The 21785-nt window shown below is 43.7% G+C and carries 15 protein-coding genes; 4 read left to right on the top strand and 11 right to left on the bottom strand.

The genetic code is table 11. From position 1 onward, the window contains the following. Nucleotides 1-7: 7 nt before the first annotated feature. Entirely contained in the window at nucleotides 8-2098 is a 2091-nt protein-coding gene (locus FHW88_RS00565) for a hypothetical protein (RefSeq protein ID WP_176622338.1), read from the top strand. Between the two features lie 443 nt (nucleotides 2099-2541). Here FHW88_RS00565 and FHW88_RS00560 read toward each other — a convergent pair whose 3' ends face one another. After that, the gene (locus tag FHW88_RS00560) at nucleotides 2542-3348 is read right to left on the bottom strand and encodes a phytanoyl-CoA dioxygenase family protein (RefSeq protein ID WP_176622336.1); all 807 of its coding nucleotides are present in this window, start codon (nucleotides 3346-3348) and stop codon (nucleotides 2542-2544) included. Between the two features lie 263 nt (nucleotides 3349-3611). Next, on the bottom strand, nucleotides 3612-4391 hold the full coding sequence (locus tag FHW88_RS00555; RefSeq protein ID WP_255485183.1) for an SDR family NAD(P)-dependent oxidoreductase: 780 nt from the start codon (nucleotides 4389-4391) through the stop codon (nucleotides 3612-3614). Nucleotides 4392-4617: 226 nt separating this feature from the next. Between FHW88_RS00555 and FHW88_RS00550 the strand changes: the two genes are divergently transcribed. After that, nucleotides 4618-5781 (top strand): hypothetical protein, encoded by a 1164-nt coding sequence (locus FHW88_RS00550; protein WP_176622334.1) that lies wholly within the window; start codon nucleotides 4618-4620, stop codon nucleotides 5779-5781. Between the two features lie 3 nt (nucleotides 5782-5784). On the opposite strand, the gene FHW88_RS00545 is transcribed toward FHW88_RS00550, so the two are convergent. Beyond that, nucleotides 5785-6903, bottom strand: a complete 1119-nt coding sequence (locus tag FHW88_RS00545; protein WP_255485182.1) for an LD-carboxypeptidase — start codon at nucleotides 6901-6903, stop codon at nucleotides 5785-5787. 64 nt (nucleotides 6904-6967) lie between these two features. Here FHW88_RS00545 and FHW88_RS00540 point away from each other — a divergent pair, with 64 nt between their 5' ends. Continuing rightward, the gene (locus tag FHW88_RS00540) at nucleotides 6968-8239 is read left to right on the top strand and encodes a formylglycine-generating enzyme family protein (RefSeq protein WP_255485181.1); all 1272 of its coding nucleotides are present in this window, start codon (nucleotides 6968-6970) and stop codon (nucleotides 8237-8239) included. A gap of 559 nt (nucleotides 8240-8798) precedes the next feature. Here the strand turns inward: FHW88_RS00540 and FHW88_RS00535 are convergent. Together FHW88_RS00535 and FHW88_RS00530 are read right to left on the bottom strand one after the other, a co-directional pair. Further along, complete coding sequence (locus FHW88_RS00535) at nucleotides 8799-9530, bottom strand: GntR family transcriptional regulator (protein ID WP_090534090.1); 732 nt, start codon at nucleotides 9528-9530, stop codon at nucleotides 8799-8801. Between the two features lie 468 nt (nucleotides 9531-9998). Then, on the bottom strand, nucleotides 9999-11318 hold the full coding sequence (locus tag FHW88_RS00530; protein ID WP_218117108.1) for a vanadium-dependent haloperoxidase: 1320 nt from the start codon (nucleotides 11316-11318) through the stop codon (nucleotides 9999-10001). A 242-nt stretch (nucleotides 11319-11560) separates the two neighbouring features. On the opposite strand from FHW88_RS00530, the gene FHW88_RS00525 reads away from it, so the two are divergent. After that, the gene (locus tag FHW88_RS00525; RefSeq protein ID WP_176622332.1) at nucleotides 11561-15118 is read left to right on the top strand and encodes a VCBS repeat-containing protein; all 3558 of its coding nucleotides are present in this window, start codon (nucleotides 11561-11563) and stop codon (nucleotides 15116-15118) included. Between the two features lie 103 nt (nucleotides 15119-15221). Here FHW88_RS00525 and crtD read toward each other — a convergent pair whose 3' ends face one another. From crtD to FHW88_RS00495, 6 genes are all read right to left on the bottom strand, one after another. Continuing rightward, on the bottom strand, nucleotides 15222-16697 hold the full coding sequence (crtD, locus tag FHW88_RS00520; protein WP_176622330.1) for a 1-hydroxycarotenoid 3,4-desaturase CrtD: 1476 nt from the start codon (nucleotides 16695-16697) through the stop codon (nucleotides 15222-15224). Nucleotides 16698-16876: 179 nt separating this feature from the next. Continuing rightward, nucleotides 16877-17428: a type 1 glutamine amidotransferase domain-containing protein gene (locus tag FHW88_RS00515; protein WP_176622328.1), complete on the bottom strand. Its 552-nt coding sequence runs from the start codon at nucleotides 17426-17428 to the stop codon at nucleotides 16877-16879. Nucleotides 17429-17622: 194 nt separating this feature from the next. Further along, nucleotides 17623-18531: a LysR substrate-binding domain-containing protein gene (locus tag FHW88_RS00510; RefSeq protein ID WP_176622326.1), complete on the bottom strand. Its 909-nt coding sequence runs from the start codon at nucleotides 18529-18531 to the stop codon at nucleotides 17623-17625. A 9-nt stretch (nucleotides 18532-18540) separates the two neighbouring features. Beyond that, nucleotides 18541-19323, bottom strand: a complete 783-nt coding sequence (locus tag FHW88_RS00505; protein ID WP_176622324.1) for a hypothetical protein — start codon at nucleotides 19321-19323, stop codon at nucleotides 18541-18543. A 72-nt stretch (nucleotides 19324-19395) separates the two neighbouring features. Beyond that, nucleotides 19396-20178 (bottom strand): hypothetical protein, encoded by a 783-nt coding sequence (locus FHW88_RS00500; RefSeq protein ID WP_176622322.1) that lies wholly within the window; start codon nucleotides 20176-20178, stop codon nucleotides 19396-19398. 78 nt (nucleotides 20179-20256) lie between these two features. Further along, nucleotides 20257-21264, bottom strand: coding sequence for an aspartate-semialdehyde dehydrogenase (locus tag FHW88_RS00495; RefSeq protein ID WP_090534105.1), 1008 nt, complete (start codon nucleotides 21262-21264; stop codon nucleotides 20257-20259). Between the last annotated feature and the right edge of the window lie 521 nt (nucleotides 21265-21785).

The following is a 21785-nucleotide window of genomic DNA, read 5'->3' as shown; positions in this document are numbered from 1 at the left end:
ATACAACATGGTTCATCAATTAAAACATCTTGCACTTTGCGGATTACTGTCGCTGGCTTTTTTTAAAGTTCAGGCGCAGGTATCAGGCTATAAAAACTTAAAACCGGCGGCCGGCGTAAGTGTAATGGCAAATACCGCAAACGTAACGGTAACCTGGCCGGCAGGGATTAACAGCAAGGCTAAACTTGTTTTAAATTTAAAAAATGGCGAACCGCTATTTACCAGCGTACAGTTAAGTAAAAGAGGTATTTACAAGCCGATAATTGAAAATATCGATCCGCAGTTTATCCTCACAGAAGGCAAGCGCGACCTTATCTCTCAAAACGGCTGGAATATCTTTTTTGATAAAGTACCGCTGAAGCCGCACCATTCCTATAAGCTGGATTTTCATAAAAAGTCAGTCAATGTAAGCGGCAAAGGCACCCGAACTATAATTACCATATCCGGATTAGAAGCTCCCAATTTTAAAGGCGACCTGGAAATCACCCTGTACAACGGACAGCCCCTGTTTAATGTAGCTGCGGTTGTATCAACACCAATTGACTCAACTGCCATTTTGTACGATGCCGGTTTGATAGCTGCAACAAAACCGCCTAAGACTGTAAGTTACAGCGATGTGTATGAACACCTGCAAACAGATCAGATTGAACGGCCTGATACAGCTAAAAACCTCGCTGTAAAATACCGCACCATCATAGGCGCAAATGATAATGCCGCGATAGCCATATTCCCTGCACCGCACCAGTATTTTTATCCTTTGGATGAAGCTTTCAATCTCAAGTTTGTATGGTACGGTAACAATTACTGCAGTTTGCTTCCTGGTTTTGGGCTTGGTATCAGGCAGGAATTACAGGGCGATAAACGTTTCGTGCCCTGGTTTAATGCCCCTCCGGGAACCAAACAACGGCTTAACTTTTTTTGCCTGCTGGGCAATGATGGAGCAGACGCTTTGCTGAATAACGTAAAGCAATTCACCCATGATGACAGTTACAAACCTTTGCCGGGTTATAAAACCATGGCAAGTCATTTTCATAACGAGTTTATCATGAGCGTGGTGCTGGCGGGTAAGCCTGTGCCTGATAGTCCCTCCTTTGTGAAGGTTTTAAAGCGTCAAGGCATCAACATAGTTCATTTGGCTGAATTTCATTATACCGCCCATCCCAAAGGACCGGACGAGCAGCGCCTTAAAGAATTAAAAGCGCTGTTTGATCAGTGTAACCGCTTGTCTGATTCTAATTTTTTACTGCTGCCCGGCGAAGAGCCTAATGAATTTTTTGGCGGCCATTGGCTGGCATTTTTCCCTAAGCCGGTGTACTGGATTATGTCGCGCAAGGCGGGTACGCCTTTTGAAAGTACCGATGCCGAACATGGCAAAGTTTACCACATTGGTGACAAAGCCGATATGCTGAACCTGCTTAAAGCCGAAAATGGTTTGGCCTGGACAGCGCATGCCCGTACAAAGGGATCAACCGGTTTCCCGGATGCTTATAAGAAGGAAGATTTTTACCTGTCCGACAGATTTTTAGGAGCTGCCTGGAAAGCTTTACCTGCTGATCTTTCAGAGCCTCGTTTAGGCAAACGGGTATTTGATCTGATGGATGATATGAATAACTGGGGCCTGAAAAAGAAAGTACTTTCCGAAGCAGACTTGTTCAGCATCGAACCTGAAAACGAAATGTACGCCCATCTCAATGTAAACTACCTGAAACTTGCCAAACAGCCGCAATATAAAAATGGCTGGCAGCCGGTGCTTGATGTTTTGGAGCAAGGGAAATTTTTCTCTACCACCGGCGAAGTTTTAATAGAAGATTTTATCGTAAACGGCCATTCATCCGGCGAAACTATATCCATCCCGGCCGACAGTAAATGTACCGTCAACTTTAAGATCAGCTGGACATTCCCGCTCAATTTTGCCGAAATCATTTCAGGAGATGGGAAGAGGGTTTATCGTGAGCACATCGATCTTACGTCAACCCAGGCCTTCGGCACAAAAACATTTAGTAAAGTGTTAAACATGAAAGGCCGCAAATGGGCACGACTTGAGGTTTGGGATGCCGCCGTTGATGGTGCTTATACGCAGACGGTTTGGTTGAAATAAAGAATCAGATAAAAAATGTCATTGCGAGCGCAGCGTGGCAATCTCGTAGCCATGCGTATCCGATCTGTATAGCTACGAGCTTGCCACGTCGCCCCAGATGCTCTTTACCCATGCGGCGCCTCGCAATGACATCGCTTTTTTAGTCTCCGCCGTTGTTGGTGTTGTCACCAACAACTCTGCGCCATTCAATTATTGCGTTGCATGGGCAAATAATAATTCCGTGATTATAAGAGTAATAAGACGTGAAAAGTTGTTGGTATTGCCACCAACAACGGCATAGGTAATAACTCAAGCCTGAACCGCTGTTTCTCTTCTTAAATATTTCGGTGCATATTTTACAGGGATTTTAACCAGTGCCCGCTCTGTGAAAAGGCATTTTTCAGGGCTGCTACTTTCCCGGTGCGGATCAGATAACTGATGAATAAGGCAATTAACATAAATTTTCACTTAACAATACTTGCAAAACGTTGATAAAAGGCGGTAGGGCTGTCGGCGTGCTTGGGCTCATATTTACCTGCAATAATGGGGATATAGATTACCCTGCGGCGGCTTGCTTCACCAATTACGGTTGACTGGGCCACGCGGTGCCACAAGCGGCCGTCATGTATGGTCAGGTCGCCGGCTGTGGGGATAATAGCTACCTCATTTTCGTCGGTATCATGATCAAGGAAATACTTTTTACGGAAAAGCATCTGGTAAAGGTTTTGCTTATGTGTACCGGGAAGGATGCGTAAACCGCCGTTCTCGGGTTTCAGCGTGCTGAGATGGATGCCGACATTCAACATTGGGTTTAACTTTTGCCCGTGAAAAATATCGCGCAGGCCATCGGTATGCCAGCCCATTTTGGTAAAGCTACTTTCGGGGCCATTTACATAGTGGTTAAAAACCATGCCGTCCTTTTCTTCAGTTCCTAAACGCGAGCCTTCGCCTATGAGGTTAAGCAGTACCTCGAAACGCGGATCTTTGGTGAATTCATTTAACAGGTTATGGTGCTGATTAATAAAAGCAAAACGCTGCACAATAGGCGACCCGTCAAGATCTTTGCCGTATTTAATAGGTACGCCATTCACCTTCTCAGTTTTGTTGCTGATCCAGGCATTTTCAACCTGTTTTGATGCATTGATGATGTCGGTAACTGTTTCGGGCTTAATAAAGTTTTTAAAATGAATAAAGCCGTGATGATTAAAAAAAGCCTGCTGTTCGGACGTAATTGTTGAGCCTAATGTGAATTTTTGATATGACGCTGCCATGTGGTGGAAAAGATATTATTGTACCGGGAAATGAATTTGTAAACGCTGGGTACCGCCTGGGCGGTGGAAGAAAGGAGCGGATCCTTTAATGGGAAATTAACAACAACAGCTGCACATGACCCTTGTTATCAAGGGCATTCGCATTGGAGATGCAAATATTATGTTGTGCGCATTATTCAATGTATATTAAATCTATCTTTTTAGTAGATTAATACAAATGTAAACAAATTGTTAATCATACCAAATATTTCTGAAAATATTTCTTAATGCTTGTAAAGCCCGGCGGTTACGCGTTCAATCAGGCTTTTAGGACTGTATGTTGCCGCTGCGGCCGACAGTTTATTTAAAAATCCGGGGACTATTTCGGCCTTTTTATTGAACATTCCTTTTATGCCGATAGCCGCAACCTCATCTGCTGTCATGTTAAATTTGGCTGCCAGTTCGGCCAGGGCATCCATTCCCGCGCTGTGGGCAAAGCCCGTATCTGTAGGGCCAGGGCAAAGGCAGCTTACTGATACCGGCATATCCTTAAGCTCATATCTTAAAGCCCGGCTAAAGGATAAAACAAATGCTTTCGTGGCTGCATATACAGCCAGCGTTGGTACCGCCTGGTAAGCCGCGGTGCTGGCTACATTGAGGATAAAAGCCCGCTGCTGCAATTTTAAAAGCGGGATAAAATGATAGGAGAGCTCGGTAAGCGCATTCATATTGACCTGCATCATCCGGGTTTGTGCGCTCAGATCCAGCTCATCGAAATTTCCCCATGCACCATGCCCCGCGTTATTTATTAATATCGATACTGGTACATTTAAGTTTTTAGCCCAGTCAAAGACCCGGAGGGCCGCACCTGCGCCCGAAAGATCAATCGCGAGATAATCAGTCTTAACATGCAAGTTGGCTTTTATTTGGGCGGATACGGCAATGAGGTCATTCTCCGACCGGGAAACCAGCAGTAGGTTATATCCTTTTTGAGCCAGCAATATAGCCATTGACCGCCCGATGCCTTTACCTGCTCCCGTAATTAAAGCGTACTGAACCATCATTTTTATAAGTATATCTGCACTGCAAGTTTAAATAAAAATAATCTACTAAACTTGTAGACTATTTAAAATGTTATTACGTTTGTGTTGATATGAAAACTATACTGTCCCGTTTTCGTTTTTTAAGCTACAACCAGCAAGGTTATTGTTGTTGCCGGTAAATCGTAACCGCTCCCCTATTCCTTATTATATCTGTAACACAACAATTATCACAAGCTTAAAATTGATCATGACCGCTTATCGTACAAAATATTTATTCAGCGCCTTTGTAGTCATTGGTTCTATGTTATCTGTACTTCCTGCATCGGCCCAACTCTCGGCTTCGATAAGGTATAAGCTCAACCTGCGGCCCGATACATCTGCCCATAGTATAATTGATGATAGTTATTCGTCCAAACTGCTTGCGGGGGTATCAAACAAACCAGTTATTGATAAAGCCGACGCCGCTTTTGAGACGGATCTGGAAAGTGAACTGGACACCCATGCCGGCCGTAAAAAGGTGTTGAACTATTTAAAAGAGCTATCGGTCAACAATACCGGCGAAAGTAATTATAACCAGGCGAAAGTTAAATCATATTATAAGCTTGCCAATGTATTTGCCAGGCTGCATTTGTACCCTTTGGCCATGAAGTGCTTTTTTAAAGCGATGGTATCTAAAAAAGCGGGAGGTGATCTTGCACCTGCTGCTCCGGATTCTCTTATTTCTGATACAACCGGCCGGCAGTTACATTTAAACAGCGGCCTGTTGGCCATTAACGCGAGTGACGATTCGATATTTGTAAACACCCCGGTTCAGCTGAAAGATAAAAAAGAAAAGAAGAGCAAATCGATCACTTATAACCGCATCCTGAATACCTTTAATGATGGTAAAAAAGCGGCTGCTTACGCATTGTTATTTCATGTAAAACAGCCAAAACCGGGTAAACCGACTGTATTTGTACGAGCTAACACCGGTCATACTTTTATCACCCTCATCAAGTACAACACCGATTCAAGCTCGGTTTCTGTTTCCTTCGGATTTTATCCTAAAAAGGACAATATATTTTCAGCCACTCCATGGGAGCCGGAAACCTCGGGCACTTTCAAAAATGATGAGGCACACAAGTGGGATGAAGTAATGGGCAAGTTTATAACCGAACGCCGGTTTAAAAGAATCCTGAAGCTCACTCGTTTATACGATGGGTTGGAGTATCACCTGTCAAAAAATAACTGTACCGATTTTGCTTTACAGGCAGCTTCCTATGCCGGATTTGGGGTTACCAACTCAAAAGGCTCATGGCCGCTGGGCCAGGGAAACAATCCCGGAACAACCGGGCAAAGCATTATAGCAGGTGGTATTTATGATAATGATAAAGCCGATCTGTTTATTGATTTTGATGAAAATCTGAAATAAAGGTTAAACAGATTTAAGCACACTTCCTTCCGTTCCAACCTCAAGTATGTGCCTTACCCCGCATGTAAGGGCGAAATTGTTTCTTTGATGACCCACCGGAAAATCAAAGCAAACTGGATAGTCGTAGTCTTTTACTTTTTCGGTAACGATATCATAAATGCTGTGGCCAAATTCTTCGCCTTCAATATCGGGCGTTAGTTGAAAGCCTCCTATAATTAGCCCGGCCAGATGCGAAAGTTTACCGCATTGCTTTAGGTTCCAGAACATGCGGTCGATATTGTAAAGGCGTTCATGGGTATCTTCAACAAATAAGATTTTTCCATTCGTATCAAGGTCAGACGGCGTACCCGAAAGCGTCGCGATCAGGCTCAGGTTACCGCCAACCAACGTGGTTTCGGCTTTGCCGAGGCGGTTTTGGGAGCAGGCAGGTGACGAATAATTAAGACTTTCGCCGGTAAGCGCCTGCCTTATGGATTGGATAGTGGCTATCTGCATAGCATCGGCCTTTGCCCAGTCATCAGGAAAACTATTGCACATTTTTGAATGCAGGGTTGCGATACCAAAATTCCGGTTGATATGGCAATGCAGGGCAGTAATGTCGCTGAAGCCAATAATCCATTTAGGATTTTTCTTAAACTGTTTGAAATTGAGTCGGTCAATGATCCTCACCAATCCGTAACCCCCTCTTGCACACATAATGGCTTTAATCTCGGGGTTATCCAGCATCTGCTGCAGGTCTGCCACGCGTTCTTCATCTGTTCCTCCGTATATAAAATCCTTTTTGCCGGTGTTATTGCCAAGCTCTACCTTAAAGCCCCAGGTTTGCATAAGTTGTACAGCCGGCATAAGGTCGGCCAGGCTCATATATCCCGATGGACTAATAATGCCTATGGTATCTCCAGGTTGCAAATAAGGGGGGATTTTGTGACGGGCTTTAGTATAGGGATTGGGTGGCGTAACCGACCACGCCCCTGAGGTTGATAATGCGGCGCCGGCAGTGACTAAGGATGAGATGAAGCGTTTTCGGTTCATTTTATACCTGCTGCATTTTGATACAACAGGATTTATAAAAGTATAAAAAACGGGATAATAAGTGATGAATACCTGCCAGGTAAAATTCATTATCCTATAATCTTTACATAACCTATCGCCTGCTTTTACCTAAAGATCAGTAAGTTTGAATTTGATGAAGATAAAGTATATCCCAATTACCGGAATTAAATTATTTACAAGGTTTGCCCTGATGCTATTGTCGCTCGTTTTCCAGGCTTGCCACACCTCCGGCGATAAAAATGAAACTGATACCGCAACTTCAAGGCCTGCTCCTGCTACCTCTGCCACGGGTTTTAAAATTAAAGCAGCTATCTCCTGTACAAAAAACGGGATGATCAGGGAAGACAGTATTTTATACATGCACCAGGGCGGGGAGGCATTTAAACCCACAATAGTTAACTTGAACCGTACATCTGCCAATAAAGCTGATCGGGATATGGCATGGATTCCTGGTGGTACCTTTAGCATGGGTGGGGTTAATCCAAGGGGTATGACCGATGGCGGTATGGAAGCCATGGACGATGCCAGGCCTGTTCACCGGGTTTTTGTTGATGGTTTTTACATGGATAAAACCGAGGTAACCAATAACCAATTTGCCAAATTTGTAAAAGCTACCGGCTATATAACCGTGGCTGAACAAAAACCTACCGAGGCTGAATTTCCGGGTGTACCGGCCGAAAAACTGGTTGCCGGATCGGTGGTTTTTACCCCTCCGCACCAGAAAGTACAGTTAGATGATATTTCGCAATGGTGGTCGTACCAAAACGGGGCCGACTGGAAACACCCGCTTGGGCCGGGCTCCGACTTGATAGGGAAGGAAAATTATCCGGTAGTACAGGTAGCCTGGGAAGATGCTGCTGCCTATGCCAAATGGGCCGGAAAACGCCTGCCCACAGAGGCCGAATGGGAGTTTGCTGCAAGAGGAGGTAAAGCCGGTGAACTATATCCCTGGGGCAACCAGTTAAAACAGAACGGACGCTGGATGGCCAACACATTCCAGGGATCTTTTCCTGATCATGATAATGCCGAAGATGGTGAAACCGGCCTGGGGCCGGTAAAAAAATACCCGGCGAATGCTTACGGTTTGTATGATATGGCCGGCAACGCATGGGAATGGTGTGCTGACTGGTACCGAAATGATTATTATAATAGTTTTAATCCTAATATGGTTGCGCGCAATCCTAAAGGGCCTTCTGATTCTTCAGATCCGCAGGAGCCGGGGCAAAAAAAGAAAGTTCAAAGAGGAGGTTCATTTTTATGTACCGACCAGTACTGCACCCGCTATATGGTAGGCTCAAGAGGTAAAGGCGAATATCGCTCGGCAACAAACCACGTTGGCTTTAGATGTGTAAAGGATGTTAAGCATGGTAATAATACGACACAGGACACCAAAAAAGCACTTTAATATATTTCGTGATATTATATATAAGAGTTTATCGGGAACAATGGGTAACAAGTTCAAAAGCTTTCTGCTTTAAGCATTCCGCCTTCCGCTTCAAAAAGGGCATAAAAAAAAGAAGCACTCCTGATGGGCAGGAATGCGTTCTAACCAATTATAAACCTAAATTATGAGAAGAGATGTAAACCCGGAGTCGAACCGGCGGCGCTGCCTGTCAGCCATTCACATGATGTTACAAATATACGTGTAATCTTTACATTTATTGTCATCTTAGTATGAAAATTTTATTTTTATTGGTATTTTTTTATAGATAGCGATTGGTTTATGGATAATTGGCAATGAACTAATGAACATAGTCGTTAACTTAAAAAGTGGGGGATTGCGAGATTCCCTCTTAAGTTTAACTTAACCCATAAAATACTGGGACCATTTGAGTGGCAAAGCGCGTGGTTTTGTCCCTCTGGGGCAATGGAAAGCTGGAGGCGCTAATATGCTACAAACCTTTGCACCTCTGGTGCAGCTTGTCAATTCTTAACTTAACGGTATCGGGTATAGCGCTTTATAATCAGGTCCTGCGGCTTTCCACAGTGTATACGAAGCTTTCGGCTTTGTAATAGCCGAGGTTATACTCCATGGGGCGCTCGCCCTGATCGTAAACAAATCTTTTTCTGAACAATACGGGGCTGCCGGTTTCAATTTCAAGCTTGGCGGCAATAAACTTATTAGCTTCCAGTGCACTGATCTCTTCTTTTGACAGGTTTGCTATCGTAGAATATTCGTCCTCCAGCATTTCATAGAGCGGGCGTTTAAAATCCTCCTCGCCGGTAAGGCCTATCCGCGGGTGAAAATAAGAGATGAAATAAACAAAAGGATTGTCGCTGCTGCCACGTAACCGCTCCATTTTCACAATTTTTTTCTCTGTACTGATATCAAAAAAACTGGCAGTACTTTCATCAGGAAATACCCAGCTTACATGCAGCTCATAATTTTTTACGGTAATACCTCTCGCTTTCATTTCCTGCGAAAAACTGAGCCAGTTCATCGATTTTGAACTGATCCTCGAGTTAGCAACTTTGGTACCAAAACCCTTTTTGCGGATCAACAGTTCTTCGTAAACCAGTTTGTTAATAGCCTGGCGCAGTGTTGTGCGGGATATAGCCAGCTTTTTTGCCAGCTCTACCTCGTTAGGTAATAATTTACCCGCCTGGTAAACCGGGTCTTTGATCAGTTCGCGAAGCAATTGCTCGGCCTGTATATGGAGTGGAATAGGGCTTTTATGGTCGATGGCTAATTTCATAATGGCTTTTACTAACCTTAATGAGGAAATATATGGCTAAAGATAGTAAAAAGGTTAATTATGTATTTACATGGTTTAAGCGTGTGTTTTAATTCGCCAAACAGGATATTTATATATTGTATGGAACGTTAATAATTCAATGACTTTATTCTATTTCTACCAACCTAACTACGCAGCAGTGATTGGTATCGACTATTTACTTTCAGAGCTCCATAACTTAAATGTTCATACAAATAGTTATTTCATTGTTTAATATTATAAATTGTTCCATAATTACCCCTCGACTAAAGGTACAACTGATGGAAATAACCCTTTAATTACTTATAAATCACCTGATTATGTCGTTATGAATCTGGCGAAAGCGTTACTACTTTCATACTACTTGCTAATCCTGGTATCAGTATTTATATTCTGAACTGGCGCCGGGTTGGGCCATTCATAAAAACACGGTCGAAACCAGTCATCCGGCTACTTCTTAGTATGCAGTTTAGTTAATGCAAATTGCCCTATCCTATCGCCCTCATCTACACCGTTAGTTATGGATGGCATATAATGGATACCGCCATAAAACCTGCTGATAGCAGCCTCTTCGGCCGCGGCCTTAAAGGATTTAAAATTGCGCGCGGGGATAGCAAACTCCATTTCTGTAGAGTCAATGAACGAAAATTCATCGCCAAATAGTTTGCTTAACACGGCTGCTGATGCGGTAGATACAACACTATGCCCGCTGGTATACTCGGGGAAAGGCGGTGTTTGCAGCAATGGCATCCAGCTTTGATCAATATACTGGTTGATGTAGGTTTCGGGCCTGATCACCTTGCTCCGGTATTTTTCGTCCCAGCAGTTTATAAAACTATCTGCAATAACTACGGCTATACAGGCATAAGCTTCAGCGCTTTTCACGTAACCGGCCTTCGCTTTGCGACAGGCCAGCGCGGCGATATTGATCCAATGCCCTCCCGGCGAGATTTTTTTTGTGGCGAACATAGTATGCCCGTTAATATTCACCTTAAAGGGGTTATCATCCCAAAAGGTGGCGATAGTTGCCTCATCATCGGTGAGGTGCTTGCCGGTATCATATACTTCCATAGCCAGCTTGTAAAAATTACTACCGGGGATGTTGCTAAAGGTAAAGGGATGAGCTGGTTTAAATTGCGGTGCCGAATCAAGCACAAATGGGCGGATCTCGTTCCAGTGCGGTTCAATACCTTTCATGTAGGCCGGTGGGGTGGGCTTCCAGCTGGCATCATCGGTTTGCACATCATATTTTGATAATGAGCGGGTATGTTTATAGTTATCCTTACCCGCCCATTTTATGATCCTGTCGGCAATAAGTTTACCGTACGCTATCGAGTTATCATAAACACTATCGGGCATGCCGGTATTTTTAAACTCCTGCATCAGTTTGTCATGAAAACCCTCTATCCTGCCCTCACTCATCACCAGGATTTTGCCAACGGTTAAAATAGCGTGCGATGCCGATAACGTGAAGCAATATTTTTTACCGGCTATAGGCTTAGGCACCGAGTCGAGCCCTTTCAATTGCCCCTCAAGTGATTGGTAATGATTATCGCCATTTCGCGCAGCCTCGTATGCAGCCACACTGATATAGGCATAAATACGACTGGCAACCGGCGGCGAATAAATATCATGCCTTACCACATCAGTAACATCTTTGATAGACCGGTGGATAAAATCCGGATTTTCGGCCGGTTTTTCCCAGCTCTTTTTACCGCATGATGAGCAGGTTATAATAACGATAAGTGCAAAATATAGTCTCTTCATCATGATGAAACAGCAACGGCTTGATCAGTTTAATTGGTCTGCCCCTCAAATCAGGGGTTCAGATCAAAGCTAACAGATAATCAATATTTAAGTATGGGCCGATAGTAATTAACTAACTTTTGATACAATTTGCAGAAACCGGAATTGTAAAATCCGTTTTCTTTACAGTGGCTTATTGTATTATAACCAATAAGTTAAAGCTTAACCAAAGCATAAACCATCGTTCAATTATTAACCATATCTGCATGATAAAAAGTTTACCCCAGGCGTTTAAACTATCTACCTTTTTGTTACTTTTTTTTGGTGCCGGATGTTCAAAAAAGTCATCCGGCCCAACGCTTTTTAAGCTGCTTGATGCTTCACAAACCGGTATCGATTTTAAAAATACCATTACCGAAAGTGACAGCATCAACATACTTAATCACCCCTACCTGTATAATGGCGCCGGTGTTGGTATTGGCGATTTTAACCATGATGGCCTGCCCGATGTTTACTTTGCTGGCAACATGGTCGCCAATAAATTATACATTAACAAAGGCTCACTTACTTTTAAAGATGTTACCGATGCGGCGGGTGTAGCCGGTAATGGCGACTGGTACGCAGGTGTATCAGTAGTTGATATCAATAACGATGGCTGGCCGGACATATACGTTTGCTCATCATTTAAAAGCGATCCCAACCATCGCAAAAACCTGCTTTTCATTAACCAGGCAACTAATAAAGATGGCGTGCCAACCTTCAAAGAATCGGCAGCAGCCTATGGACTGCAGGATACCGGCTACAGCACACAAGCCGTATTTTTTGATTACGATCATGACGGAGACCTTGACATGTACCTGCTCACCAACTTTTTAGGTAAAGAAACTCCGGTGGCCTATCGCCCAAAATTAACCGATGGCAGCGCACAGAATAACGACCGCCTTTACCGCAACAACGGAAATGGCACCTTCACCAATGTAACCAAAGAAGCAGGGATATTGATAGAGGGCTTTGGCAACTCGGTTTCCATATGCGATGTGAATAACGATGGCTGGCCGGATGTTTATGTAGGTAACGACTTTATATCGAACGATGTACTGTGGGTGAACAATAAAAACGGCACGTTCAGCAACCGCGCGGGCGAGTATTTTAAACACACGGGCTGGTCGGTAATGGGATCGGATATGGTTGATATCAACAATGATGGCAAGGCCGACCTGGTATCGTTAGAGATGCTGCCCGAAGAAAACGTACGTAAAAAAACGATGCTTGTAGGCGATAATTACATTACCTATATCAACAATAACAAGTTCAAGTACGAGCACCAGTACATCCGCAATGTGCTGCAGCTTAATCAGGGACAAACTCCTGCCGGCCATCCGCAATACAGCGAAATAGCTTACCAGGCCGGTGTTTATCAAACCGACTGGAGCTGGACACCCCTTGTGGCCGATTTTGATAACGACGGTTATCGTGACATGATGATCACCAACGGTTATCCCCGCGATGTTACGGACCTTGATCACGCCCTGTACAGTAACGATCAGGGCCGTACCGTTAAAGAGAATACTACTTTAGCTGCTGCCGATTCATTTCCGGTTGTAAAAACGCCGAGCTATGCTTTCAGGAATGCGGGCGGGTATTTGTTTAAAGATCAATCGAAAGATTGGGGAATTGTGAAACCTACCTTTTCAACCGGCGGCGTTTATGCCGATCTGGATAATGACGGCGATCTTGACCTCGTGATCAATAATATCGACGACGATGCTTTTATTTATGAAAACACGGCTAACAGCAAAACGCAGGTAGCCAAAGATCACCACTACCTAACTGTTGCACTACAGGGCGACAGCAAAAATATTGACGGTATTGGTGCTACCATCCGTATCTATTACAAAGGCAAGCATCAGTTTTATGACCAGCAACCCTGTCGCGGCTATATGAGTACGGATGATGCCCGCGGGCATTTTGGCATAGGGGCCACTACATTTGTCGATTCATTGCGAGTACGCTGGCCCGATGGTAAAACCCAGTTGCTTACCAATGTTAAGGGAAACCAAACACTTACATTACAATATAAAAACGCGTCGGGCTATTTCCCGCCAGAGGCATCCGGCAAAATCATCCCGGTGTTTCAGGAGGCTAACAACCAAACAGGCATAAAATACGTGCACCAGGAAAAAGACGCTATCGATTATAATATCCAGCCTACCCTGCCGCACAAGCTAAGCCAGTACGGCCCGGCTATTGCCGTTGGCGATGTGGATGGCAATGGCTATGATGACCTTTTTATAGGAGGCTCCGCCGGTAACAAAGGGGTATTTTTCATGCAGGATGCAAACGGTCATTTCGCTATGGATAACAACCGTTTTGTGCACGAAGATTTTAAAGAAGAGGAAGACATGGGTGCATTATTGTTTGATGCCAATGGCGATGGCTTCCCTGATCTGTATATCGCAAGTGGTAGTTACGAATTCCAGAAAGGGCATACCACGGCTCAGGACAGGCTTTACATCAACGATAAAAAAGGCCATTTCACCCGCGACCTCGCCGCGGTGCCAGTGGAATACGATAACGGTTCATGCGTTCGCGCCGCCGATTTTGACGGCGATGGAGACCTTGACCTTTTTGTAGGTTCTAGATCGGTTTCAGGCGCTTACCCTTCATCACCCGTTAGCCATTTGCTCAGGAACGATGGCGGTAAATTTACCGATGTTACCAGCCAGCTTTGCCCCGACCTGATACATGGCGGCATGATCACCGACGCGCTTTGGTCGGATTTTGACAAGGATGGCAAGGCGGACCTGGTGGTGGTTGGCGAATGGATGCCGGTTACCTTTTACAAAAACACCGGCCATGGCCTTAGCAAGATCAAATCGGGCATTGATGATCATGTGGGCTGGTGGAACAGCATAGTTGCAGGTGACTTTAACAACGATGGTAATATCGATTATGTGGCCGGTAACCTGGGCCAAAACTCAAACTACAAAGCATCATTTGAGCAACCCATGACCATTATGGGTAAAGATCTGGATGGTAACGGCTCCTTCGATGCCATGATATTTTGCTTTATGAAGGATGAGGACGGCTCACAGAAACCCTTCCCCATGCATACCCGCGATGACCTCATCAGCCAGGTGATCTCCATCCGCAAAAAATATCCAAGCTATCGCGGCTTTGGTCATGCTACCATGAATGATCTGTGGACTGAGAAAGACAAAGAAGGCGGCGTAATCCTTAAGGCAACCGATATGAACACCAGCCTTATCACCGGTAAAGGCACTGGTACTTTTAGTATCAGTGCATTACCGCACTATGCACAAATGGCCCCGGTGTACGGCATGATAGCCGAAGATGTTGACCACGATGGCAATCTCGACCTGATAATGGTTGGTAACGATTTTGGTATGGAACCTTTTACCGGCAGGCATGATGCCTTTATGGGTTTATATATGAAAGGCAATGGAAAAGGCAGCTTTGCTCCGCTATCAGTAGCTAATAGCGGCATTTATATTGCGGGCGACGGTAAAGGGCTGGCAAGTGTGCAATCGGCAAAAGGAGGCGGGGTTTTAGTAGCTACCCAAAATCAGGATAGCATTAAAGTATTCCGGAAAACGGGCGTTAATTCTGCCAGGCGATATATTAAATTAAAGGCCGATGATTTTTATGCTAATATTACGCTCAAGAACGGAGGCAAAAAGCATATTGAATATTATTATGGATCAACCTACCTATCGCAATCGTCAAGGATATTGGAATTGGATGCTAATACAGCAGAGGTAATCATAACAAGCTATAACGGGAGGAAAAGGAAAGGGAGTTAATAATTGTAAATCCATGCACACATTCGTCATGCCATGCTAAACCCTGGGTGCCCGATAGCCAAAAGGAGGGGATATTGGTAACTTAAACTCCAATCTTCCTCCCTTAACCAACCAACTCACTCACAATTTTTGCCGACAGCAAACACAACGGGATCCCTCCTCCCGGGTGTACGCTTCCCCCGCAAAAATATAAACCTTTTATTTTTGAGGATTTATTGGCATGCCGTAAAAATGCGGCAAACCGGCTGTTGGAGCTGGTGCCATAAAGCGAGCCCTGGTATGAGGATGTACGGCTTTCGATACTCCGCGGATCAAGAATGCTTTCATTAGCAATAAGTTTACGGATGTCTTTACTTAGCAAACGGCTTAACTTATTTAATACATTTTCCCTCGCCCCGGCTATCAGTGCATCCCAATCCTGCCCGGTATTAGCAGGTACGTTGATCATCACAAACCAGTTTTCGCAACTCTCGGGAGCATCGTCTGGTTTATATTTGGAGCTGATGTTAAGGTAAACAGTTGGATCGTGATAAATCTCTTTTTCCTTCCAAATGTGATTAAACTCGGCCTCATAATCAGCACTGAAAAAAATATTATGCAGGTCAAGCTCCCTGAACTGATCCCGGATCCCCCAATAAAATATCAGGGCCGAACTGCTTCGTTCCTGGTTTAATATTTTTTGAGGATGAAGTTTGGGATGACTACTTAGCAGCTTGTGATAGGTGAACCAGATATCCATATTGGATACCACAAGATCCCCTTCAATTACGCCATCATTCGTCTTGATCCCTTTTACTTTGTATCCTTGCAATACAATTTCTGCTACCGGGTTATTGTAGTGAAATTTTATACCTAATGATTCGGCCAGCGCCACTAAGCAAGAAGGTATGTTATACATCCCACCCTCCGGAAAATAAGCGCCAAAATGCTGCTCCAGGTGCGGGATTACGTTCAGCGTGGCCGGCGCACTATAAGGGTTTGAACCGTTATAGGTTGCATACCTGTCGAAAAATTGCACTATTCTTTTATCCTTGAAAAAGACCTCATTGGCCTTGTGCATAGTGCGAAAGGCATCTATCTTACCAAACCTTAATATTGATTTGACGGTATCCCAGCACAGATAGGTTTTAAGCCGATGCAGGGAGCGCTCTAAAAAAACGTGGTTGGTAACGTTATAGACCATACTGCTGTTATCAAGGTAATGCTTTACAGCTGCGGCAGGTTCTCCTGTCTTTTCCTGTATCTCATCGCTAAACTTGCCTTCATTAGCGTAAGCGGTTAAACGCGTACCATCTTCATAAAAATATCTGCAAACAACATCCAGCTTTTGATACCTGAAATAATCAGACGGGTTTTTTCCGGCCAGCTTAAAAAGCTCGTTAACATATTGCGGCATGGTAAACAGGCTCGGCCCGGCATCAAAGCGGTAACCATCCTGCTCAAACTGGCTCAGCTTACCACCGGGGTAACTATTAGCCTCATAAACTTCAACCTGATATCCTTTTACCGCCAGGCGGATAGCTGTCGCAATACCCGCTATACCGGCACCAATAATCAAAGCTTTTTTGGGAAGAGGCATGGGGTAAAGATAACCGGGATTCGGGGGATTTTTAGGATTAACAGGATTTTTTCTGGCCTGATTAGAAAAATCCAACTAATGTCAAATCTTATAAAATTCCAATCACATTGATCAGATCTCTTTAAACCAGAGAAAAATCCTGTACTCCAAAAAATCCTATAAAAATCCCGGTTCAGAAACTACACATGATGAACGCCTTCGCCAATCTCTTCAATAGCTTTACGGTTAAATGCTTCCAAATCATCAGGGCGGCGACTTGTCACCAGGCCATTATCAACCACCACCTCTTCATCAGCCCAATCGGCGCCTGCGTTTTTAAGATCGGTTTGTAACGATGGGTATGAAGTTAACCGTCTCCCGTTGATCATACCTGTTTCTATCAGCAATTGCGGCCCGTGGCATATTGCCGCTACCGGTTTGCCCTCATCCAGAAACGCAGATGCAAAGGCAACCGCGTCTTTATTTTGTCTCAACTTATCGGGGTTAAGTACGCCGCCCGGTAAAACCAGCGCATCGTAATCATCAGGGCTTACTTCATTAAGCTGTTTATCAACATTGATCTCAATACCCCAATTGGTTTTATCCCAGGCTTTGATCTTCCCGCTTTTGGGTGATATTACGTGTACTGTTGCACCTGCCTGCTCAAGGGCTTGTTTTGGGCTTGTTAATTCAACCTGCTCAAATCCTTCTTCGGTAAGGATTGCCACCTTACGACCATTTAAACTTGCCATAATTTATAATTTATTAATTAATGATTATAAAAATTAAATACAATATAAATACAGGCAAAAATAAGGATGGTTTTAGGAATTTTAAAAGAGGCTATAACAACTTGATTAATACCAATCTTGAATTAGGCTCCTTAAATAGTTTTCTCGCAGAGAGGCGAAAACACAAAGTTTTTCCTGGCGATTTTGTGTACTTATTATTCAGATGAGTGTCCAATATGCTGCAACGCGTAGTTTATAAAGTTACTTGTCAGTCCATAATCTTCTGTCCCCTTACGACGGATAAAAAAGAAATCACGCTTAATTTTCAAACCTTCAATAGGCACTTCAACCAAATCACCTTCGGCCAGTTGCCGGATAATTGACGGGCGCGGCATAAAGCCAAGGCATTGATCGGCCAGCAGGAAGTTTTTTAAAGCCTCGGTACCACCAAGGCGGATCTTTACGGACAGATCGGCCGGTTTAATATGCAAAGCAGACAAGGCTTTTAATACGGCATTCAACGTGCCCGAACCTCGTTCACGTACGGCCAGGGGCGTTTTTACAAACTGCTTTAGTGTTAATGACTTGCCTGCCAGTGGACTTTTAGCCGAGCAAACCGGGATCACTTCATCACTCATAAACGGTTTATATGATACCGTTGTCAATTTATTATCAACCTCTATAATACCAATGTCAACCTCATGGTTAAGCAAGGCGTTCAGGATATATTCGCTGTTACGGTTTACAAGCTGTACATCAACATTGGCGTATTCGCGCTGAAAACCAGAAAGTATCGAAGGTAAAATATACAGGGCAATAGTTGTACTGGCGCCCAAACGCAAATGCCCGGCAGCTTGTGACAGATTACTTAATACCGAAAGGTCATACTCCACCTTCCGCTCTATCTCCGTTGCCTGCTGCAGGTATTCGTTTAGTTTGTTGCCGGCTTCGGTGAGTAAAATACTGTTGCCTTTGCGTTCAAACAAGGGCACTTTATATTGATCTTCAAGCGCTTTAACATGTTTACTGATGGCCGGCTGCGTAATAAACAGCACCTGGGCAGCCTTACTGAAACTCAGGTTGGCAGCAACTTCCATAAATACACGATGGGCGAAAGAGATCATGGGGCAAAGTTAATTTTTTACCCGTTCAAAGTACTTACCTGTAAATTTATATACGATATAGTCGCGGGTAACCTCTCGTTTTGCATTAACTAACGGACTATGGATGCTTTGTGTTTTAGCATCATAATAAATAGTCGGGATCACTTTCATATTAACTACCGAAAGGAAGTTATAATCAAAATAAAGCTTGCTATGCATCCCGGTTGGGGTTTTAACCAGTAACACGGTACCGTTTAACTTCCCATTTTCGATAGTAAAAAACTGGATGCCCTGGGTAGCATCAATACTTGAACGGACTGAATTATACGCTGCCAGGTAGTAAACTTTGGCATTCGCCTTAAGCGTATAAATTTTGGAGTACCAGTAAACCGGGTTATGTTTTTTGCCAACGGAATCCATTTTAAGCGATGACGATACTTTGCCGCTAACCTTATACTGCAAAACATTGTCAAAATCATAGCCGGTGCTGCCCAGCCTGGTATCCCACGAATAAGTACGGAACAAGCCATCGGCAGATGTGGCTATCACTACCCGCTCTTTCACCAGTTCGGTAAAGGGATAGTTAATTGTTCCGGGATATTTGGAGGTATAGTACTTCAGCTTAAAGCCAAAGATCTTGTTCATTTTTTCTAATGAATCAATTGCTTTCCACTCTTTTTTGTGAGTACCGTAATAGTTTACCCTTTTAAAAATCCGTAACAGGTCAGCTTCAATGGCCTGCGGACTCTGGGCAAACAAATTTGCTGAGTAAAAACAGCAGCAGAAAACAATTATTAACTTAAAGGTTTTCATCGGTAAACAAGATACACAAAAAAAGCAAATCCGGCAGACATTCTGTTACGATGATTGCCAGTTAGCTGTTTTTTAGCTTTTTATTTTTTCAAAGTACTGCCCGTTGAATTTGTAGGTGATAAATTTTGCTGTAACTTGTGCTTTGGCATTTACCAACGGTACATGTATAGTTTGCGTTGTTTGATCAAAAGTGATAGTAGGACGTTTTTCAAAAGGGATATCAACTACCGAAAAGAAATCATAATCATAATAGATCTTGCTTTTCAATCCCGAGCTTGTTTTAATGACCTTCGCATCATCATTAAGCTTCCCGTTTTCTATATCAAAAACCTTGATACCGGTGCCGGCATCTTTGCTTGAATATATCGTGCCGTAAATGCCCAGGTAGTAAGTTTTATCGCCCGTTTTAAAAGTGTAAAGGTTGCTGTAAAACGGTATATAAGTTTCCTGGCTGCCGGTAAGCAGCACTGATTTTGTTTTAGCGACAACTTTATACTGCAGCACATTAGCAAAATCGCGCATGGTACCTCCCTGCCAGGTCTCCCACGAGTAGATCCTGAACAAGCCATCTGCCGAAGTGAAAATATCAAGCTGCGCTTTTTTTAGCGAGTTAAAAGGCATACCGATGGAAGCTGGGTAGGTTTCCGCGTACTTTTTTAACTTGTTTCCAAATTCATCGTTAGCATTTCCTAAGGCATCGCTCGCGCCGTCGTCGCCTGTATCTTGTTTTTGATGCCAGTATTCAATCTTTTTAAATGATTTAAGCAGATCCGCCTCAACGGCCTGCGGTGTTTGCGCAACGAGTTTAGTAACTGTGATAAAACAGAATAGAGCAATCAGGTTCAAGGCTTTCATGACAAAAATTTACTGCATAAAAATAGGGATAATCAAACGACTATCCCTATCCTATTTATTTGAAAAGAAATATTCTGTTTACGCCTCAACCGGCTGCCCGATCAGGTGCTGAGCAGCAAGGTACTCGGCAATTTGTACCGCATTGGTAGCTGCACCTTTACGCAGGTTGTCAGATACAATCCAGCAGTTAAGCGTATTGTCCTGAGTTTCGTCACGACGGATGCGGCCTACAAATACCTCATCTTTATCATGCGCGTCAAGCGGCATAGGGTATTTCAGGTTAGCAGTATCGTCAACCACAACAATGCCCGGCGCGTTAGCTAACAGTTCACGAACTTCCGCCAGGTCAAAATCATTTGCAAACTCAATGTTAACCGACTCAGAGTGACCACCCATAACCGGGATCCGCACAGTGGTAGCAGTTACTTTGATGCTGTCATCGCCCATGATCTTTTTAGTTTCGAGGATCATTTTCATCTCCTCTTTAGTATAACCGTTTTCGGTAAATACATCAATCTGCGGGATCACGTTTAAATCGATGGTGTAAGGATAAACTTTCGGGCCGTCGATACCTTTACGCTCGTTAAATAACTGATCAACAGCTTTAACACCGGTACCGGTAACTGACTGGTAGGTTGAAACTACTACCCTTTTAATTTTATATTTATCGTGCAGTGGTTTTAAAGCCACTACCATTTGTATAGTTGAACAATTCGGGTTGGCGATGATCTTATCTTCGGCGGTAAGTACATCAGCGTTTACTTCGGGCACAACCAGCTTTTTGGTTGGATCCATACGCCATGCCGATGAATTATCAATAACAGTTGTACCAGCAGCTGCAAATAAAGGAGCCTGCTGTAATGAAGTGCTTCCGCCGGCCGAGAAAATTGCTACGTCCGGCTTCATCTTAATCGCATCCTCAACAGAAACCACCTTAAACTGCTTACCCTTAAAAGTAATTTCTTTACCAATACTTTTTTCTGAAGCTACGGGAATTAATTCTGTAACGGGGAAGTTGCGTTCTGCAAGAACCTGCAACATTTTGGTGCCTACTAATCCTGTAGCACCTACTACTGCGACTTTCATTTTTTAAATTGTTTTTGAAATGTATCAAGCTGCTTCACAGCGCCTGTTTTTAATTAATTATGTGTTTTAAAAGTTAAACCCTCAAATATGCACATTTTTTTGGTATCGGAGAAATATTAAGTCTATGGTTATTGTGGAGTTTATTTAAGTGAGTCGTTGACTGAGTTGATTAAGTGATTGGTTTGTTTGTCTGAATCAGAATTTTCAGGATTTGAGAATTAACAGCATGAAATCCCGATACTGGCGCAAGTCTTGAGCGAAGGCCAGCGGGTGGCAGACTTGTGACTTCTGCAAGCGATTAGTTTGACTGAACCGAAATTTTTAGAATTAAATGAATTAATAGAATGCCATGCAAAATTCCAATAATTCGTTTAATTCGAGTTCAGACAGAAACTAACTGCAAACTGCCTAATCAAAACTGCTAACTGAATCAGGGCGTTACCTTCGGCCCGCGCTATCCGCTCATACTACACAAGGCATTAGCCACAGGCCGGTATCCGCTACTATCGCTAACGCGGAAA

Origin of the sequence: Mucilaginibacter sp. SG538B, assembly GCF_013376065.1 — a bacterium.
Lineage (GTDB): Bacteria > Bacteroidota > Bacteroidia > Sphingobacteriales > Sphingobacteriaceae > Mucilaginibacter > Mucilaginibacter rubeus.
This window is presented reverse-complemented; position numbering and strand designations above follow the sequence as displayed.

Bases quoted from the DNA above. Each gene is read 5' to 3' on its own strand.
- FHW88_RS00565 (WP_176622338.1), top strand. From the start codon at position 8: ATGGTTCATCAATTAAAACATCTTGCACTTTGCGGATTACTGTCGCTG.
- FHW88_RS00560 (WP_176622336.1), bottom strand. From the start codon at position 3,348: ATGGCAGCGTCATATCAAAAATTCACATTAGGCTCAACAATTACGTCC.
- FHW88_RS00555 (WP_255485183.1), bottom strand. From the start codon at position 4,391: ATGATGGTTCAGTACGCTTTAATTACGGGAGCAGGTAAAGGCATCGGG.
- FHW88_RS00550 (WP_176622334.1), top strand. From the start codon at position 4,618: ATGACCGCTTATCGTACAAAATATTTATTCAGCGCCTTTGTAGTCATT.
- FHW88_RS00545 (WP_255485182.1), bottom strand. From the start codon at position 6,903: ATGAATTTTACCTGGCAGGTATTCATCACTTATTATCCCGTTTTTTAT.
- FHW88_RS00540 (WP_255485181.1), top strand. From the start codon at position 6,968: ATGAAGATAAAGTATATCCCAATTACCGGAATTAAATTATTTACAAGG.
- FHW88_RS00535 (WP_090534090.1), bottom strand. From the start codon at position 9,530: ATGAAATTAGCCATCGACCATAAAAGCCCTATTCCACTCCATATACAG.
- FHW88_RS00530 (WP_218117108.1), bottom strand. From the start codon at position 11,318: ATGATGAAGAGACTATATTTTGCACTTATCGTTATTATAACCTGCTCA.
- FHW88_RS00525 (WP_176622332.1), top strand. From the start codon at position 11,561: ATGATAAAAAGTTTACCCCAGGCGTTTAAACTATCTACCTTTTTGTTA.
- crtD (WP_176622330.1), bottom strand. From the start codon at position 16,697: ATGCCTCTTCCCAAAAAAGCTTTGATTATTGGTGCCGGTATAGCGGGT.
- FHW88_RS00515 (WP_176622328.1), bottom strand. From the start codon at position 17,428: ATGGCAAGTTTAAATGGTCGTAAGGTGGCAATCCTTACCGAAGAAGGA.
- FHW88_RS00510 (WP_176622326.1), bottom strand. From the start codon at position 18,531: ATGATCTCTTTCGCCCATCGTGTATTTATGGAAGTTGCTGCCAACCTG.
- FHW88_RS00505 (WP_176622324.1), bottom strand. From the start codon at position 19,323: ATGAAAACCTTTAAGTTAATAATTGTTTTCTGCTGCTGTTTTTACTCA.
- FHW88_RS00500 (WP_176622322.1), bottom strand. From the start codon at position 20,178: ATGAAAGCCTTGAACCTGATTGCTCTATTCTGTTTTATCACAGTTACT.
- FHW88_RS00495 (WP_090534105.1), bottom strand. From the start codon at position 21,264: ATGAAAGTCGCAGTAGTAGGTGCTACAGGATTAGTAGGCACCAAAATG.